Origin of the sequence: Pseudomonas sp. 273, assembly GCF_029201425.1 — a bacterium.
Classification (GTDB): Bacteria; Pseudomonadota; Gammaproteobacteria; order Pseudomonadales; family Pseudomonadaceae; genus Pseudomonas; species Pseudomonas delhiensis.
This window is the reverse complement of sequence record NZ_CP116775.1, coordinates 5,382,926-5,401,309: the sequence shown is the minus strand read 5'-3', so window position 1 is coordinate 5,401,309 and position 18,384 is coordinate 5,382,926. Positions and strand designations below refer to the sequence as shown.

Annotated in this window: 14 protein-coding genes; 13 read left to right on the top strand and 1 reads right to left on the bottom strand. The window is 70.0% G+C overall.

What is annotated here, in order from left to right:
- Nucleotides 1-21 precede the first annotated feature (21 nt).
- From PKO50_RS24610 to PKO50_RS24555, 12 genes are all read left to right on the top strand, one after another.
- Nucleotides 22-2,808 (top strand): response regulator, encoded by a 2,787-nt coding sequence (locus PKO50_RS24610; RefSeq protein ID WP_275627493.1) that lies wholly within the window; start codon nt 22-24, stop codon nt 2,806-2,808.
- Nucleotides 2,805-4,004, top strand: coding sequence for an EAL domain-containing response regulator (locus PKO50_RS24605; protein WP_275627492.1), 1,200 nt, complete (start codon nt 2,805-2,807; stop codon nt 4,002-4,004). The genes PKO50_RS24610 and PKO50_RS24605 overlap by 4 nt, the downstream gene beginning before the upstream one ends.
- A 107-nt stretch (nt 4,005-4,111) precedes the next feature.
- Nucleotides 4,112-7,330 carry a hybrid sensor histidine kinase/response regulator gene (locus PKO50_RS24600; protein ID WP_275627491.1) on the top strand — a complete coding sequence of 1,073 codons (3,219 nt, stop codon included), beginning with the start codon at nt 4,112-4,114 and terminating at the stop codon, nt 7,328-7,330.
- 64 nt (nt 7,331-7,394) lie between these two features.
- Nucleotides 7,395-8,045, top strand: coding sequence for a response regulator transcription factor (locus PKO50_RS24595; protein ID WP_275627490.1), 651 nt, complete (start codon nt 7,395-7,397; stop codon nt 8,043-8,045).
- A 249-nt stretch (nt 8,046-8,294) separates the two neighbouring features.
- Complete coding sequence (locus tag PKO50_RS24590) at nt 8,295-8,846, top strand: fimbrial protein (RefSeq protein ID WP_275627489.1); 552 nt, start codon at nt 8,295-8,297, stop codon at nt 8,844-8,846.
- 7 nt (nt 8,847-8,853) lie between these two features.
- Entirely contained in the window at nt 8,854-9,642 is a 789-nt protein-coding gene (locus PKO50_RS24585) for a fimbria/pilus periplasmic chaperone (protein ID WP_275627488.1), read from the top strand.
- 47 nt (nt 9,643-9,689) lie between these two features.
- A complete protein-coding gene (locus tag PKO50_RS24580) occupies nt 9,690-12,299 on the top strand; it encodes a fimbria/pilus outer membrane usher protein (protein ID WP_275627487.1) in 2,610 nt (869 codons plus the stop codon).
- 26 nt (nt 12,300-12,325) lie between these two features.
- Nucleotides 12,326-13,327 carry a fimbrial protein gene (locus PKO50_RS24575; protein ID WP_275627486.1) on the top strand — a complete coding sequence of 334 codons (1,002 nt, stop codon included), beginning with the start codon at nt 12,326-12,328 and terminating at the stop codon, nt 13,325-13,327.
- A gap of 105 nt (nt 13,328-13,432) precedes the next feature.
- Nucleotides 13,433-13,804, top strand: coding sequence for a YciI family protein (locus PKO50_RS24570; protein ID WP_089394225.1), 372 nt, complete (start codon nt 13,433-13,435; stop codon nt 13,802-13,804).
- Between the two features lie 45 nt (nt 13,805-13,849).
- Nucleotides 13,850-14,632: a DUF899 domain-containing protein gene (locus PKO50_RS24565; protein ID WP_275627485.1), complete on the top strand. Its 783-nt coding sequence runs from the start codon at nt 13,850-13,852 to the stop codon at nt 14,630-14,632.
- 15 nt (nt 14,633-14,647) lie between these two features.
- Nucleotides 14,648-15,076 (top strand): SgcJ/EcaC family oxidoreductase, encoded by a 429-nt coding sequence (locus PKO50_RS24560; protein WP_275627484.1) that lies wholly within the window; start codon nt 14,648-14,650, stop codon nt 15,074-15,076.
- Between the two features lie 9 nt (nt 15,077-15,085).
- Nucleotides 15,086-16,339 carry an RNA polymerase sigma factor gene (locus PKO50_RS24555; RefSeq protein ID WP_275627483.1) on the top strand — a complete coding sequence of 418 codons (1,254 nt, stop codon included), beginning with the start codon at nt 15,086-15,088 and terminating at the stop codon, nt 16,337-16,339.
- Nucleotides 16,340-16,642: 303 nt separating this feature from the next.
- Here PKO50_RS24555 and PKO50_RS24550 read toward each other — a convergent pair whose 3' ends face one another.
- Nucleotides 16,643-17,335, bottom strand: a complete 693-nt coding sequence (locus PKO50_RS24550; RefSeq protein ID WP_275627482.1) for a Crp/Fnr family transcriptional regulator — start codon at nt 17,333-17,335, stop codon at nt 16,643-16,645.
- 163 nt (nt 17,336-17,498) lie between these two features.
- Between PKO50_RS24550 and PKO50_RS24545 the strand changes: the two genes are divergently transcribed.
- On the top strand, nt 17,499-18,362 hold the full coding sequence (locus PKO50_RS24545; RefSeq protein WP_275627481.1) for an SDR family NAD(P)-dependent oxidoreductase: 864 nt from the start codon (nt 17,499-17,501) through the stop codon (nt 18,360-18,362).
- Nucleotides 18,363-18,384 lie beyond the last annotated feature (22 nt).

The following is an 18,384-nucleotide window of genomic DNA, read 5'->3' as shown; positions in this document are numbered from 1 at the left end:
TAGTACCGACAACCTGTCGGCATGAAAATCGGACAATTCCTACGGCCTCTCGATACCTCCTTTTCCACGCCCAGTGCCGCCCGCAAGCTGCTGCGCCTGCTCAGTGGCACCTTGCTGCTGTGCCTGTTGTGCACCCTGGCGTTCGCCTTGAACATGGCCTTCAACCATGAGGTGTCGATCCGCCGCCGCGAGATGAACGCGGCGATGTACGAGGCGCAGCTGTTCTTCACGCAGCGCGAATCGCTGCTCGACTACCTCGGCCGCGGCCTCCTGCCGCTGGCCGCACGGGCCTTCCCGCTGGGCGGCAGCGACGAGCAGGCGCCGGTGCTGCGCTCCCTGCCCGGCACCGCCGAGGGCCTGCTGCTGTTCCCGGGCGACCTGGCCGAACTGCGCGAGAAGCGCCTGGGGCTGCTCCACGTCGTGCCCGGCGCGGCACCGCAGGTCGGCCGGCTGAACGATGCCGGCCACCCCGAGGCGCCGGTTCCGGCCAGCGTGCTCGATGCCCTGTCGCAGCTGCCCGTCGACGGGGCGCATGCGCAGGCGCACTGGCTGGCGGACCCCGACGATCCCCTGGGCCGGTTGTTCCTGTTCGAACGCTTGCGCAGTGGCTGGCTGGGCCTGGAGATCCGCGGCGACGACCTCGACGCGGCGCTGCGCGTGCCCGGCGCCGGCGAATACCTGTTGATGGACCAGCAGCACAGGGCGATCTTCAGCAGCACCGCCAAGGACGAGGACGCCGAGGCTTTCCGCGCCCTGTGGAGCGGCGACAGCTTCGATTTCATCGGCTTCGGCCCCTTGCCGCTGCAGGTGGCCTTGCTCAAGCACCTGGGCGCCTCGAGCTGGGCGCTGGTCTACCACCAGGGCATCGGCCAGCTGCTGGCCGCGCTCTGGCTGCCGATGCTGCTCGCTACCACCCTGGCCTGTTCGGCCGCCCTGGCCTTGCAGCGCCTGGGCCGGCGCATCGACCAGCGCCTGATGCGCCCGGCGCAGCAGCGCCTGGAGGCGCTCAAGGACAGCGAGGCGTTTTCCCGCGCGGTCATCCGCGCCGCGCCCGTGGCCCTGTGCGTGCTGCGCCGCGCCGACGCCTCGGTGGTGCTGCAGAACCTCCAGGCCGAACAGTGGCTGGGCGACGGCCAGGTGATCCCGCGCGACAGCGGGCGCTGGATCGCCCAGGCCTTCGCCACCGGCCAGCCAGGCTGCGAGGAGCTGAGCGCCGGTGCCGGCCGGCACCTGTACCTGAGCTATACGCCGACCCGCTACAAGGGAGAGGACGTGCTGTTCTGCGCCTTCAGCGACATCAGCGTGCGCAAGCAGGCGGAGGCCGCGCTGTCCCGCGCCAAGCAACTGGCCGATGCCGCCAACACCGCCAAGACGCTGTTCCTGGCGACCATGAGCCACGAGATCCGCACGCCGCTGTACGGCGTGCTGGGAACCCTGGAACTGCTCGGCCGCACCGCCCTCGACCCCCAGCAGACCGGCTACCTGGAGGCGATCCAGCGCTCCTCGGCGACCCTGCTGCAACTGATCAGCGACGTGCTCGACGTGTCCAAGATCGAGGCCGGGCAACTGGTCGTGGAGCCGGTGGAGTTCTCGCCCCTGGAGCTGACCGAGGAAGTGGTCCAGTCCTACGCCGGCACGGCCCGGGCCAAGGGGCTGCAACTGCTCTGCTGCATCGATCCGCAGTTGCCGCTGCGGGTGTCCGGCGATGCCGTGCGCATCCGCCAGATTCTCAACAACCTGCTGAGCAACGCCCTGAAGTTCACCGACAACGGCCGGGTGCTGGTGCGGGTCCGCCAGGACGCGGAGGAGGGCCGGCGGCTGACGCTGTCCTGGCAGGTGATCGACAGCGGCAGCGGTATCGCCAGCGAGGAGCAGGGCCGCCTCTTCGAGCCCTTCTACCAGGTCGGCGGCAGTGCCCGCCAGGCCGGAGGCACGGGCCTGGGCCTGTCGATCTGCCGGAGCCTCACCCGCCTGCTGCATGGCCGCCTGGGCGTGGTCAGCGACCTGGGCCTGGGCAGCAGCTTCACCCTGAGCCTGCCCCTGGAGCGCGTCAGCGCCGTGCCCGAGGTACCGCTGCTGGCCGCCGCCCCGGTGCTGGTGCAGTCGCCCATGCGCGAGCTGGGCGAGGCGCTGTGCGGCTGGATCGGCCGCTGGGGCGCCCTGGCGCGGATGGCCACGCCCCAGGCGCTGGCCGAGGCGGGCGCCGAGAGCGTGCTGGTGGACGTCTGCCTGCACGGCCCGCCGACCCTGCCCACGGAGAACTGGCCCGGCTGCCGCGTGCTGCTGAGCCCCGAGGGGCACCTGCAGCCCTCGCGCCAGGGCTGCGACTGGGTGGTCGGCCTGCACAGCCTGGCCGCCCTGAACCGTGCCCTGGGGCTTGCCCAGGGCTGCGTCAGCGGCAACGCCCAGCGCGAGCGCCTGCCGGTGGCGGCGCGTGACCTGGAAGGCCTGAGGGTGCTGGTGGTGGAAGACAACCGGATCAACCAGTTGATCCTCCGCGACCAGCTGGAGGCGCTGGGCTGCCGCGTGGAACTGGCCGGCAATGGCCAGGAGGCCATGCAGCGCTGGCGTGCCGAAAGTTTCGATGTGGTCCTGACCGACCTCAACATGCCGCGCATGGACGGCTACCAACTGGCGACCGAATTGCGCCTGCGCGGCTGCCAGCGGCCGATCATCGGCGCCACGGCCAACGCCATGCGCGAGGAGCGCGAACGCTGCCTGGCCGCGGGCATGGACGAGTGCCTGCTCAAGCCGGTGGACCTGGATACGTTGTACCGCTGCCTGGCGGCAGCGAAGGAGACTGCATGAGCCCCCTGCCTTACCGTGTGCTGATCGTCGAGGACCAGCCCTTCCAGCGCGAGTACCTGCTGGAGTTGTTCCGCGAGCAGGGCGTCGTGCACCTGGAGGCCGCTGCCGACGGTGCCGAGGCCATCGAGCGCCTGGACCGCCAGCGCTTCGACCTGGTGCTCAGCGACCTGCTGATGCCGGGCATGGACGGCGTCCAGCTGATCCAGCACCTGTCCGCCCGGGAGTGCCGCCCGCACCTGGCGCTGATGAGCTCGGCGCCGCGCCGGGTACTCGGTGGCGCCTGCCAGGCGGCCCGCGAGCTGGGCCTGTCGGTGGTCGACCTGATCGCCAAGCCGGCGTTGCCGGCGGCCATCGCAAAACTGCTGGAGCGCCTCGGCCGGCAGCGCAACGACCGCCGCCCGCCGGGGCAGCCGGCATCCAGCTTCAGCCGCTCGCAACTGCTCCTGGCGCTGGCCCGCGGGGAGTTGCAGGCCTGGTTCCAGCCGAAGAAGTCGCTGCGCGACGGGCGCATAGTCGCGGCCGAGGCGCTGGTGCGCTGGCTGCATCCGGAGCATGGCCTGCTGCTGCCCGGCAGCTTCATCGACGACATGGTCCGCCACGGCCTGGAGCAGGTGCTGCTGTGGACCGTGGTCGAGCAGTCGCTGCGCGCCCAGGCGGCGTGGCGCCAGCAGGGCTACCGCATCCCGGTGTCGGTGAACCTGCCGCCGCACCTGCTGGACGATCCCGGCCTGCCGGACCGCCTGGCCGATTTCGTCCTGTTGCAGGGTGGCGAGCCGGCCTCGCTATGCTTCGAGTTGACCGAAGGCAGCACCACGCGCCAGCCCGGTAGCTACCATGCCGGCGCCTGCCGCCTGCGCATGAAAGGCTTCGGCCTGGCCCAGGATGACTTCGGTCAGGGCTACAGTTCACTGTACAACCTGGTGTCGACGCCCTTCACGGAACTCAAGATCGACCGTGCCCTGGTGCACGGCAGCGTCGAGGACGAGGCCCTCGCCGCCGCGCTGGAGAGCACCGTGGCGCTGGGCCGCCGGCTGGGGCTCGAGGTGGTCGCCGAGGGCGTGGAAACCACCGCGGAGCTGAGCCTGCTGCGGCGCCTGGAGTGCGACCGGGTGCAAGGCTTCCTGATCTCCGAGGCGGTCTGCGCGCAGGCCTTCGACCAGTTGCTGCGCGAAGATGGTCCGGCGAGGACGTCCTGAAGCCGTTCCGGCGTCCGTCCCGTGGCGCCCGCTCGCGGGCTCGCCGCGGGCCATCTACAGTCAGCGAGGCATGCTCGGGACGTTTCGTGCGCGGAGCCAATAGCACCATGGGACATGACGACGGTTCGATCGGCAAGCTGGCCAGGACCTCGCAGCACCTGAACCTCTGGCTGGTGGGCCTGCTGCTGCTCAGCCTGGCGCTGGTCGGCGTCAGCGTCTGGGCGATCAAGCGGGTCCTGCAGGAAGAGCAGGACAAGATCGACTTCCACTTCGCCCGCCTGATGGGCGACATTCGCGAGCACGAGGCGTTCCTCCTGCGCATCGCCCGGCAGAGCGACGCGGCCACGCGCCAGCGCGACCAGAGCATGGTGCCGCTGCAGCTCACCCTGCAATGGCGCGAGGGCGCGGTCGAGGTCCACGAGGGCCGCGAGTTCTCCTTCGCCATGCCCTTCACCCTGGCCAGCCACGACCACGCGCCGCCGGCGAACGGAAATGCCGGCCCCTTTGCCCTCGGCGTGATGCTGGCGAACTTCTATTCCAGCTTCTGGAGCACCTCCAACTACCCGGCGCCGCAATCGCTGGTGTTCGACCTGGACGGGCAGACCCTCCTGGCGGTGCCTGCGCTGGACAGCGCGCCCGGGCGCGGCGGCCTGGCCCGCGACACCTTCCTGGAGGTGGCCGCGCGGGTCATGGCCGGGGTGCACGAACGCCCGCCGGCGGCCAAGGACTACCAGGTGCACTGGGGGCGCGCCGACACCTACCACGGCGACAGCCGTTCGCTGCTGGGCTACGTGAACGTCGACGTGCCGGACAACCTCTGGTGGGAGGACCAGCGGCAGCACCAGGTGATAGTCGCCAGCCTGCTCGACCTGAACCGGATCAACGACTACGAACAGACCCTGTCGCGCCGGCTGTTCGGCGAGCTGACCCTGCTCGCGCCCGACGGCCAGCGACTGACCGGCCCGCCACGCCCGGCCAGCCTGGACGATGGCCTGAGCCTGGACCACCGCGGCATGCTGTTCAAGCTGCGCAGCCAGGACCACGGCGGTTGGGTGGCCGTGTACGGCGTCAGCTACACGCTGTTCTTCCGCAACCTGGAGTGGGTGCTGCTGAGCCTGCCGATCCTCCTGCTGATGGGGCTGGGTGGCGGCTGGTACGGCCTGCGCTGGTATTCGCGGCGGGTGGTCGGGCCGGCCAACGCCGCGCATCGCCAGGTGGTGGAGAGCGACGCCTTCAGCCGCACGGTCATCGACACCGCGCCGGTGGGCCTGTGCGTGCTCGGTTGCCGGGGCCAGCAGCTGATCATCCACAACCAGTTGGCGGCGCAGTGGCTGGGCAGCGAGGCCGACATTCTCGCCCTGGCCCGCGACTGGCGGCTGTTCGACGGTGTCTGGCAGCACAACGAGCTGTGCCTGCGCAACGACGGGCTCTACCTGCAGGCCTCCTTCGTGGCGACCCGCTACCATGGCGAGGATGCGCTGCTGTGCGTGTTCCGCGACATCACGGCATACCAGCAGGCACAGAATGCGCTGGCCGGCGCCAAGCAGGCGGCGGACTCGGCCAGCGCCGCCAAGACGCTGTTCCTGGCCAGCATGAGCCATGAGATCCGCACGCCGCTCTACGGCGTGCTGGGCACCCTGGAACTGCTCTCCCTGACCGACCTGGACGTACAGCAGCGCGGCTACCTGCAAGCCATCCAGGGCTCCTCGACGGCGCTGCTGCAACTGATCAGCGACATCCTCGACGTATCCAAGATCGAGGCCGGGCAGATGCTGCTGACCGAGGAGGGCTTCAGTCCCCTGGAGCTGGCCGAGGAGGTCATGCGCGGTTTCGCCGTCGGCGCCAACGCCAAGCACCTGCAGTGGTACGCCTGCATTGACGCCGAGGTGCCGGCGCGGCTGCACGGCGACGCCGCGCGCCTGCGCCAGGTGCTCAACAACCTGCTGAGCAACGCCCTGAAGTTCACCGATGTCGGCCGCGTGGTGCTGCGCCTGAAAGTGCTCGGCCGCGAGGGGCGGAGGGTGCAGCTGCAGTGGCAGGTCACCGACACCGGCATCGGCATTCCCGAGAGCCTGCAGCCGCGCCTGTTCGAACCCTTCTTCCAGGTCGCCGCCGGGCAGGGCGGGCTGGGCGGTACCGGCCTCGGCCTGGCCATCTGCTGGCACCTGACGCAACTGATGGGCGGTGAACTGCGGGTGGTCAGCGAGCCCGGCCTGGGCAGCAGCTTCTCCCTGTTCCTGAGCCTGCCGGCCGGCGACGACGAGGGGGGCGCCCTGCCCGACGTGCAACTGCAGGCCGGCCCGGTCTACCTGCGCAGCCCGTTGCGTGAACTGGCCGGCTGCCTGGAGGCCTGGCTGCAGCGCTGGGGCTGCATGGTGCTGCCCGGCGAGCCGCCGGCCGACGCCGAGGCGCCGGTGGTGTTGCTGGAGCTGTTCCCCGAGACACTCACGGCTTGCGACTGGTGCGGCCCGCGGGTGCGCGTGGTGGCCGAGGCCGCCGGCCAGCCGCAGTTCGAGCAGGGCGCCTGGAACGTCAGCCCGCTCAGCCTGCGCGGCATCGCCCAGGCGCTGGCCCTGGCGCAGAACGGCCAGGAGCAGCTGCCCACGGTCGCGGAGCCTCCCCGTTTCGGCAAGCTCGGCCTGCGGGTGCTGGTGGCCGAGGACAACCCGATCAACCAGGTACTGCTGCGTGAGCAACTGGAGGAGCTGGGCTGCCAGGTGCGCCTGGCCGGCGATGGCAAGGAGGCCCTGCAGCAGTTCGAGGGCGAGACCTTCGACGTGCTGCTCACCGACGTCAACATGCCGCGCTGCAACGGCTACCAGCTGACCCGCGAGTTGCGCGAACGCGGCATGGACATCCCGATCATCGGTGTGACCGCCAACGCCATGCGCGAGGAGGGCGAGCGCTGCCAGGCGGTGGGCATGAACGCCTGGCTGGTCAAGCCGCTGAGCCTGCGAGGGTTGTACGACGCCCTGCGCGGCCTGGCCGCCGCCCGGGCGCCGCGCCCGGAGCCGGAGACGCCCCAGACGCCCGCACCACCGGCGCCAACGGGGTTGCAGGTGCCGGCGCACATGCGCGAGCTGTTCCTGCAGACCATGCAGCAAGACCTGCAGGCGGCCGAGCAGGCCTGCGCCGAGGGCGACGCCCAGGCCCTGGGCCAGGCGCTGCACCGCATGGCCGGGGCCTTGGCGGTGGTGCGCGGGCAGCATCTGGTGCGTGCCTGCCGGCTGCTCGAGGCGGGCCTTGGCGAAGGCCGCGTGCAGGGCGACGACCCGCGGATAAGGCGCCTGTTCGGGCGGATCGCGGCGGCCTTGCGCGGTCTGTGAGGGACTAAGCTGAAAAAGAAGACCTGTCGGCACGACGGGCGATACGCATGACCAAGAGACTGTTATGGAAAAACTCAGAATCGTGGTGGCGGACGATCATTCGATCGTCCGGATGGGGGTGCGCGAGGTGGTGCAGGGGGACCCACGCTTTTCCGTGGTCGGCATGGCGGCCAACTCCAGCGAACTGGTGCGGATGTACGGCGAGCTTTCGCCGGACATCGTCATCACCGATTACAACATGCCTGGCGATGCGAACTATGGCGACGGCCTCAAGCTGATCGGCTACCTGCTGCGGCAGTTCCCGCAGACCCGCGTGCTGATCTACACCATGCTCAGCAACACCCTGATCTTCTCCAGCCTGTACGACCTCGGCGTGGCCGGCGTGGTGCCCAAGAGCGGCGACCCCGACGAGATCCTGGCGGCCCTCGACGCCATCGCCCGCGGCCGCATCTACCGTGGGCCCTGCATGCAGGCGCCGAACAGCGTGGTGCCCGGCGGCGACGACATCGAGGGGCGCATCGCCAGCCTGTCCACCAAGGAGTACGAGGTGCTGCGCCACTTCGTCTCGGGGTTGAACGTGCGCGACATCGCCCGGGTGCTCAACCGCAGCGTGAAGACCGTCAGCGCGCAGAAGATCTCCGCCATGCGCAAGCTGGAAGTGGACAGCGACCAGGCCCTGCTGACGTTCTGCATCAAGTCCGATCTCTTCCAATGAAACGGCTGGCAAGTACTCGGATTTATATGTACGAATTTGCTCGAATTCCTTTGAGATTCGTCTGATTTATAGCCAATGGTGGACTCCCTAGAGTAGGCGGTGTCGAGGCTGCGACCCTTCATCGGTCCCACTCCAGCATTTCCGCGTTGGCTGGCCGCAGCGAAGAACCTTCTGAATGGCTCGGGTTCCTCGGGCAGGTGTCCTTCTTGACGGGCAGCCAGCACAACCGCAATGAATTGGAGTTCGATCATGCAAAAGAAACTGCTCGCCGCCATGATGGCCCTGGTGGGCGTCGGAGCCTCGATGGCCGTATCGGCGGCCCAGACCGGGCAGATCAACATCACCGGCAAGGTGGTGGACACCACCTGCGTGGTGGACGCCGGCTCTGGCAACGTCCAGGTGACCCTGCCCAACGTCGACAAGTCGTTGCTGCAGAGCGCGGGTAGCTACACCGGCATCACCCCGTTCTCGATCAAGGTCTCCGGCTGCACCACCAGCTCCGGCACTGGCGCGGACACGGTGTCCGTCGCTTTCGTCCCGGACGCCAACGTGGATTCCAACGGCAACCTGAGCAACACCGGCGGCGCCAGCGCCGTGGCGGTGCAGTTGCTGGACAAGGGCCAGCAGCCGATCAACATCCACAACGACAGCTACAGCGCCCAGGTCACCCGCGGCGAGTCCACCAACGTGGCCGGCGGCAGCATCGACCTGAAGTACTTCGCCCGCTACTACTCCGCCGCTGGTGGCGCCACCGCCGGCACCGTGGTTTCCCAGGCCAACTTCCAGCTGATCTACCAGTGATCCACCCGTGATCGACCTGCCCGGCGGCTCCGCCCCGGGCATCGAGGTACCCATGATGCAAGGTTTCCCCTCGCTGCGGCCGGCATGGCTCGCGGCCGGCCTCCTGCTGCTCGCGCTCGGCGCGCCCCTGGCCCACGCCGGGGTGGTCATCGACGGCACGCGGGTGATCTACCCGGCGAAGGAGCGCGAGGTCACCGTCCGCCTGACCAACCAGGGCAAACAACCGGTGCTGATGCAGGTCTGGGCCGACCGGGGCGACGAACGCTCCACGCCGCAGACCGCCAACGCGCCCTTCCTCATCACGCCGCCGATCTTCCGCCTGGACCCGCAGAAGGGCCAGAGCGTGCGCCTGATGTTCACCGGCGAAAAGCTGCCGCAGGACCGCGAGTCGCTGTTCTGGTTCAACAGCCTGGAAGTGCCGCCGATACCCGCCGGCGCCGACAGCAACTACATGCAGATCGCCGTGCGCTCGCGGCTGAAGCTGTTCTACCGGCCCGCCGGGTTGCCCGGCGACCTGGACGGCGCCGTGGGCCAGGTGCGCTGGCAACTGGTGCGCCAGGGCGCGGGCTATGCCCTGCGCGGCGACAACCCCAGCCCCTACCACCTGTCCTACAGCGGCCTGACCCTGGCCCAGGGCGGCCGCGACTACACGGCGGCGGGCGGCATGATCGCGCCCTTCGCCAGCCAGACCTTCGCCCTCGACGGCTTCGCCGGCGGCGCGGGCGCCGGGCAGGTGCGCTACCGCTGGATGAGCGACTACGGCGTCGCCCCGGAACGAACCGCCAATCTGCATTGACCCCCGGCCGCGCTGGCGCGCGAGGGCCGATTCGACAAGGTGCATCGATGTCTCGTCATTCCCGTCGTACCCCCGCCGGGCGCCGACGCGCCTGGCCGTGCCCGGGGCCCCTGGCCCTGGCGATCGCCGCCGCCTGGGCCGCCGTCCCGGTGGAGCCGCCGCGGGCCGCCGAGGACGCACTCTACGCCGCCTTCAACCCGGCCTTCCTGCGTGGCCCCGACGGCCGCCCGCTGGACGTCTCGCGCTACGAGCGGGGCAACCCGGTCACCCCGGGCAGCTACCGGGTGGACGTCTACGTCAACCAGACCTGGACTGGCCGCGAGGAACTGCGGGTACGCGGCGGCGAGGGCGACACCCCGGCCAGCTACTGCTTCAAGCGCAGCCAGTTGCCCGGCCTGGGCCTGGATACCGGCAAGCTGCCGGACGCCAAGGCCACCGAACGGGCCCTGGCCGACGCCGACTGCGTGGACATCGAGCGCCTGGTGCCCGGCGCCCGTGCGGACTTCGCCCAGGGCGACCTGCGCCTGGACCTGAGCATTCCCCAGGCCTACCTCAGCCGCGTCTCGCGCGGCTACGTCGACCCGCGCGACTGGGACCGCGGCGTCACCGCGGCCTTCGTCGACTACAACGCCAACGCCTACCGCACCGAGGCCGGCGGCACCCAGGACCAGTACTACGCCGGCCTCAACGCCGGGCTCAACCTGGGCGACTGGCGCCTGCGCCACAACGGCAGCTACAGCCAGAGCCAGGGCGACCAGCAGAAGAGCACGCGGCACTACGACGCCATCAGCAGCTACGCCCAGCGCGACATCACCGGGCTGAAGTCGCAGCTGACCCTCGGCGAGTACTTCACCCCCGCCGATCTGTTCGACAGCGTGCCCTTCAGCGGCGTCCAGCTGGCCTCCGACGACCGCATGCTGCCCGACTCGCAGCGCGGCTTCGCCCCGGCCATCCGCGGCACCGCCGAGACCAACGCCAAGGTCACGGTGCGCCAGGGCGGCAACGTCCTCTACGAGACCAGCGTGGCGCCCGGGCCCTTCGTCATCGACGACCTGTACAACTCCGGCTACGCCGGCGACCTGGAGGTCACCGTGACCGAGGCCGACGGCCGCGTGCGCCAGTTCACCGTGCCCTTCGCCAGCGTGGCGCAACTGCTGCGCCCGGGCGTGTCGCGCTACAGCGTCAGCGCCGGCCAGTACCGCGACGACCGCCTGGACGACACCCCGAACTTCGTCCAGGGCACCTACCAGCGCGGCATCTCCAACCTGTGGACCGGCTACACCGGCAGCATCGTCGCCGAGAACTACCTGGCGGTGCAGGGCGGCCTGGCCCTGAGCACGCCGATCGGCGCCTTCGCCTTCGACGTCACCCAATCCCACGCCAGCGGCCTGAAGGCCGGCGACCAGGGCAGCAGCGCCAGCGGCCAGAGCTTCCGCCTCAGCTACAGCAAGCTGCTGGAATCCACCCGCACCAACTTCGCGGTGGCGGCCTACCGCTTCTCCAGCGACGGCTACCTGAACTTCGCCGACTTCGCCTACGCGCGCTCGCCGGAGGACGCCGACTACACCGCCTGGCGCCAGCGCAACCGCTTCCAGGTCAACCTCAGCCAGCCCCTGGGCGAACGCCTGGGCAGCCTGTACCTGAGCGGTTCGGCGCAGAAATACTGGAACGCCGGCAAGGGCAGCGACATGAGCTACCAGGCCGGCTACTCCAACAGCTTCGGCTGGGGCAGCCTGAGCCTGTCGGCCAACCGCACCCGCGGGCTGTCCGGCGAGACCGACACCCAGTACATGCTCAACCTCTCGCTGCCGCTGGGGCGCTCCAGCCATGCGCCGTACCTGAACAGCACCACCACGCGCAACAGCAACGGCGACCTCAACAGCCAACTGAGCGTGGCCGGCTCGCTGGGCGACTACAACCAGTTCAACTACGGCGTGTACGGCTCGCGCAGCCGCGTCGACGGGCAGAGCAGCAACGCCGGCGGCGCCAACGTGCAGTACCGCGCGCCGCAGACCAACCTGTCGGCCAGCTACAGCGAGGGCGAGGGCTACCACCAGTACGGCCTGGGCCTGTCCGGCAGCGTGGTGGCGCACCCGGGCGGCGTCAGCTTCAGCCAGGCCCAGGGCGAGACCCGCGCGGTGATCGAGGCCAAGGGCGCAGCCGGCGCGGCGCTGGTCAACAGCAGCGGCGGGGCGGTCGGCGGCAACGGCTACGGGGTGCTCTCCAGCCTGATGCCCTACCGCGAGAACCAGGTGGTGCTCGACCCCAAGGGCCTGCCCGACGACGTCGAGCTGCAGACCACCTCGCAGAACGTGGCGCCGCGCTACGGCGCCGTGGTGATGCTCAAGTACCCCACCGTCAGCGGCCAGCCGCTGCTGCTGCACCTGCTGGACGAGCAGGGCAACAGCCTGCCGGTGGGCGCCGAGGTGCTCGACGCCAAGGGCAACAGCCTGACCCTCGTGGGCCAGGGCAGCCAGGTGTTCCTGCGCCTGCAGGAAACCCGCGGCGAGCTGCAGGTGCGCTGGGGCGAAGGCCCGCAGCGGCAGTGCCGGGCGCGCTACCAGGTGGCCGCCGCGGCCGCCGACGGCAAACCCTTCCAGCAGGCCGAGGCGGTGTGCAGGCGCGCGCCGGCCAGCGGTGAACTGGCGGCCCGCTAGGCGCGGCCGCCCTCGACGAGGTACCCATGAAGAAGATTTTCCTGTTCTGCCTGCTGCTGCTCGGTGGCCTGTCGACCTCGGCCTGGGCGAGCTGCAGCTTCGACTCCGGCTACATGACCTCGCAACTGAGCATGAGCCTGCCGGCAACCATCAGCGTGCCCGCCGATGCCACGCCGGGTACCGAGCTGTGGAGCAGCGGCTGGGTGGCCGCCAGCGGCAACAACATCACCTGCAACAGCAATGGCTACGTGTCCGGCGCGCTGGCCGCCGGCATCGGCGCCGCCGTGCCCGGCTTCACCAACAGCAGCGGCTACCCCTCTGTGTTCAAGACCAACATCGAGGGCATCGGCATCTCGGTGTACTGGTGCAACAACGCCTCTTGCAACCCGCTCTACAACAACGTCACCCCCATCCCCAGCCTGGCCTGGTCGGTGACCGGCACCCAGTACCCGCTGAAGAACTCCTGGTGGGTGCGCCTGGTGAAGACCGGGCCGATCCTCAATGGCGGCCAGTTGCAGGTCAGCGGCACCTCCACCGTGTCCTACCAGAACCTGGCGGTGACGCAGCTGACCTTCACCGGCGCCACCGCGGTCACTTCGCGGGCCTGCGAGATCAACCCCGACAGCCAGGGCATCACCGTGCCGCTGCCCACGGTGCTCAGGAGCGATTTCCCCAGCGGCCTCGGCGTACTGGCCGACAACAGCAAGGCCCGAGCCTTCAAGATCAACCTGCGCTGCGACAACGGGGTGAAGGTCTGGTACCAGATAGACGGTACCACCAGCGGCAACCAGGTCCTCAACAACGCCAGCGGCGCCGGCATGGCCAGTGGCGTCGGCGTCCAGCTGTTCTATGGCGACGCCAGCAGCACCCTGGTGCAGCCGTTGGCCACCCGGGCCCTGCAGACCACCACCAGCAGTGCCAACCAGGCGGTGAGCATCCCGCTGGCGGCCAAGTACTACAAGACCGCCAGCGGTATGACGGCGGGGCAGGTGGCGGTCACCGCGACCTTCACCCTGACCTACGAGTGAGCGACCGTTCGTCCGCCAGCACGGGGAAAAACCGACCTGCTGTCGATCCCTACCGGCCCGGCACGACTATAGGTATCTGCGTCCCAACGCCCGGAGGAGCCGAGGATGAAATACCTGTGCCTGATCTACCTGGACGAGAAAGCCGCCGCGCAGCTGCCCGCCCATGACTACCGCGCCGTGGTGGAAGAATGCCTGGGCTACGAGCAGCAGCTGCGCGAGCGCGGCCAGCTGGTGGCGGTGGAGGCCCTGCAGTCGGTGGACACCGCCACCACCCTGCGCCACCGCGACGGCCAGCTGTCGGTCACCGACGGGCCCTTCGCCGAGACCCGCGAGCAGCTCGGCGGCTTCTACCTGATCGAGGCGCGCGACCTCAACGAGGCCATCCAGATCGCCGCGAAGATCCCGCCGGGGCGCCTGGGCTGCATCGAGGTGCGGCCGATCCGCGACTGGGAACAGCACTTCGCCGCCCAGGCCTGAGCCCCGTCGGCCGGCCGGCGACCCCCGCGAAGAGGAGGAACGCCCATGAAAATCGATAACTTCACCCTGCCGCCCGTGGTGAGCCGCGAAGACTGGCTGGCCGCGCGCAAGCGCCTGTGGCAGCTGGAGCGCGAGGCCACCCACGCCCGTGACGCCCTGGCCGCCGAGCGGCGCAGGCTGCCGCTGGTGCGCATCGACAAGGACTACCGCTTCGAGGGCCCGGACGGCCCGCTGCGCCTGCTCGACCTGTTCGAGGGGCGGCCGCAGCTCATCGTCTACCACTTCATGTTCCACCGCGACCGTGGCGAGGGCTGCGAGGGCTGCTCGTTCCTGGTCGACAACCTCGGCCGCCTGGAGCACCTGCACGCCCGCGGCACCACCCTGGCCCTGGTGTCCCGCGCGCCCCTGGCGGAAATCGCCCCGTTCCGCACGCGCATGGGCTGGCGGCTGCCCTGGTACTCGTCCTTCGGCAGCGACTTCAACTACGACTTCCACGTCACCCTCGACGAGAAGGTGGCGCCGATCGAATACAACTACCGCGACCTGGACGAGCTGCGGCGCCTGGGCCAGGACTACCATATCCAGGGCGAGCAGCCCGGCATGAGCGTGTTCCTGCGCGACGGCGACAGCGTCTACCACAGCTACTCCGCCTACGGCCGCGGGCTGGAGGCGCCGCTGTTCACCTACCATCTGCTCGACCTCACGCCACTGGGCCGCGGCGAGGGCTGGGGCGGCATGGCCGACCTCGACGGCAAGGGCATGAACTGGCTGCGCTACCATGACCGCTACGACGACGAGCAACCGCCGCACGGCTGCTGCGCGTCCTGAGAAGGAGGAATCGCCATGGGCAGTCCCATCGACCCGGCCATCCAGCGCCTGCTGGACGGCTGGCTGGAAGCGGTGCAGGCCGGCGACGTCGAGGCCATCGTCCGCCACTACAGCGACGACGTGCTGGCCTTCGATGCCGTGGGCAAGCTGCAGTTCGTCGGCCGCGAGGCCTATGCGCAGCACTGGCGCGCCTGCCTGCAGGCCTGCCAGCAGACGCGCTTCGAGCGCCACCACCTGGCGGTGGAGCAGGGCGGCGACGTCGCCTTCGGCCACTACCTGTCGTACTGCGGCGGCAGGGACGAGCAGGGCGAGGAAAAGGCCTCCTGGGCGCGGGTGACCTTCGGCCTGCGGCGGGTGGACGGGGAATGGAAGATCGTCCACGAGCACTTCTCCATCCCCTTCGACATGCACAGCGGACAGTTGCTGTTCGATGCCCAGCCATGAGCCGGCCGCATGCATGACTACGCGCCGCCTTCGCTGCGGGACAGGGTGGATGACATCTACCGCCGCGAATCGCGGCGCGTGCTGGCCACGCTGATCCGCCTGCTGGGCGACTTCGACCGCGCCGAGGAGGCGCTGCACGACGCCTTCGCCGCCGCCGTGGAGCAGTGGGGGCGCGATGGCCTGCCGCACAACCCGCGGGCCTGGCTGGTCTCCGCCGGGCGCTTCAAGGCCATCGACCACCTGCGCCGGCGGGTGCGCTTCGACGCCTCGCTGGAGCAGATCGCCCGCCAGCTGGAGATCGACACCCAGGGCGAGGAAGAGGCCGAGCACGAGGGCCTGGAGGACGACCGCCTGCGCCTGGTGTTCACCTGCTGCCACCCGGCGCTGGCCGCCGACGCCCAGGTGGCGCTGACCCTGCGCGAGGTCTGCGACCTGCGCACCGAGGAGATCGCCCGCGCCTTCCTCGCGCAGCCGGCGACCATCGCCCAGCGCATCGTCCGCGCCAAGCAGAAGATCCGCGATGCGCGCATTCCCTACCAGGTGCCGGAGCCGGCCGAGCTGCCGCAGCGCCTGGCCAGCGTGCTGCGGGTGGTGTACCTGGTGTTCAACGAGGGCTACGCGGCTTCCAGCGGCGAATCCCTGACCCGCGCCGAGCTGTCCGGCGAGGCCATCCGCCTCGGCCGGCAACTGCTGGAACTGCTGCCGGAGCCGGAAGTGATGGGCCTGCTGGCGCTGATGCTGCTGCAGGAATCGCGGCGTGCCGCGCGCAGCGACGAGAACGGCGGGCTGGTGCTGCTGGAGCACCAGGACCGCTCGCGCTGGGACCGGGCGCTGATCGCCGAGGGCCGGCGCCTGGCCGGCCTGGCCCTGGCCAGCCGCCGCTTCGGCCCCTACAGCCTGCAGGCGGCCCTGGCCGCGGTGCACGCCGAGGCCGCCGACCTGGCCAGCACCGACTGGCCGCGCCTGGTGGCGCTGTACGACGCGCTGCTGCAACTGCAGCCCTCGCCGGTGGTGGAACTCAACCGCGCGGTGGCCCTGGCCATGCGCGACGGAGTGCAGGCCGGGCTGGACGCGGTGGACGCCATCCTCGCCCGCGGCGAGCTGGCCGACTACCACCTGGCCCACGCCGCCCGTGCCGACTTCTGCCGCCGCCTGGGCCGCACCGCCGAGGCCCGCGAGGCCTACCAGCGGGCGCTGGAACTGGTGCGCCTGGAGCCGGAGCGGCGCTTCCTCGAACAGCGTTTGCGGGCGTTGGAGGCATGACCAAGCCCGACCGTGCCGTAGGGCGAATAACCGTTCGCGGTTGTCCGCCGATTGGCTCATGCCGCAGCCGAGGCCCAGGTCGACCTTGGAGCCGCCTGGAAGCGAGGTTAAACGGCGGATAACGCGGAGCGTTATTCGCCCTACGCCAAGCTCGACCGTGATGTAGGGCGAATAACCGTTCGCGGTTATCCGCCGATTGGTCCATGCCGCAGCCGACGTCCAGGTCGGCCTTGGAGCTGCTTGGAGGCGAGGTTAAACGGCGGATAACGCGGAGCGTTATTCGCCCTACGCCAAGCCCATCCGTTACGTTTGCGCCGCCATTTCGCGCAGCTTTTCCAGCGACAGGATGCGCAGTTGCCGGTAGCCCAGTTCCAGCGCGCCGCCGGCCACCAGCTCGCGCAGTTCCAGGGACAGCGTCTGGCGGCTGATGCCGAGCATCATCGCCAGCTCGTCCTGGCTGATGCGCACCACCTGGCGCTGCTCGCCGTCGATGCTGCCGTCGCCGCGCGCCAATTGTTCCAGGCGGCTGGCGATGCGGGCGCGGGTGGAGCGCAGCATGGCGTCTTCCAGCAGGCGGTAGACCAGGCGCGTGTGCTGCGCCTGGAGCACGCAGACGGCGCGGGCGAAGCCGTTGTCGAGCATCAGCCGGTCGAAGGTCGCCTGGTCGACGCCCAGCACTTCGCTGTCACGGCTGGCGATCACGTCGTGGGTGCGCGGCAGGCCGTCGAGCATCGAGGCCTCGCCGAACCAGTGGCCGGGCTCCAGCACCGCGAGGATGGCCTCCTTGCCGTCCTCGCGCAGGGTCGAGGCCTTCAGCTTGCCGTGCAGCAGGGTGAGGAAGTGCTCGCCGCGGTCGCCCTGGCGGAACACGAACTCGCCGGCGCGCAGCTGCTGGCGCCGGCCTTCGCTGGCCAGGGTGCGGCGTACCGCGGGGGCCAGTCGGGCGAACCAGGGGTTGGCGCCCAGTTGCTGCAGGAGGTCTTCGGTATCGGGCATGGGGCGGGGTTCGGGCAGGGGACCGCAGCACTTTGACCGCCTTGCCCGGCCGCTGCAAGCCATGGGCAATTGTCGGGTTTCCGGCAGTCCTGCGCCGCGTGCTGGCCTAGCCTGCCTGGCAACGCGGGCGGCGTGCGCCCGCAGGCCAAGGAGAACAACAACGATGAGTTTCGCAGCCAAGGTAGTGTGGATAACCGGCGCCTCTTCCGGCATCGGCGAGGCGCTGGCGCTGGCATTGCTGGAGCAGGGCGCCGAGGTGATCCTCTCCGGGCGTCGCGTCGAGGCCCTGCAGGCGCTGGCCGGGCGCGCCCCGCAACGCAGCCTGGTGCTGCCTTTCGAAAGCACCGACTACGAGCGCCTGCCGGCCCTGGTGGAGCAGGCCTGGGCCTGGCGCGGGCGCATCGACCTGCTGGTGAACAACGCCGGCGTCAGCCAGCGCAGCCTGGCCCTGGACACCGGCCTTGCGGTGTACCGGCAACTGATGGAAGTGGATTACCTGGCCCCCGTGGCCCTGACCCAGGCCCTGCTGCCGCGCCTGGTGGAACAGCGCGGCGGCCAGCTGGCGGTGGTCAGCTCGGTGGCCGGCAAGGTGGGCGCGCCGCTGCGCACCGGCTACTGCGGCGCCAAGCACGCGGTGGTCGGCTACTTCGAGGCGCTGCGCGCGGAAGTGGAGGCGGCCTACGGCATCGGCGTCAGCGTGATCCTGCCCGGCTCGGTGCGCACCGCCATCGCCCTGAACTCCCTGGAAGGCAACGGCAGCCAGCGCGGCCGCTCGGACACCAACATCGACAACGGCATCGACCCGGCGGTGGCCGCGCAGACCATCCTTGCCGGTCTGGCCGCGCGGCAGCATGACATCGTGGTCGCCGAGGGCATGGAGAAAATGGCCCTGCAACTGCGCCAGGCCGACCCGGAGAAACTCTTCGCCCTGGTCGCCCAGGAGGGCGCGCGTCTGGCGCAGCAGCGCGAGGAACTGGGGGCTGGGGCGTCCATCGATCCGGGGGATGTGAACCGCTTGCAGGGCTGATGTTGTCTTGTGTAGGAGCGAG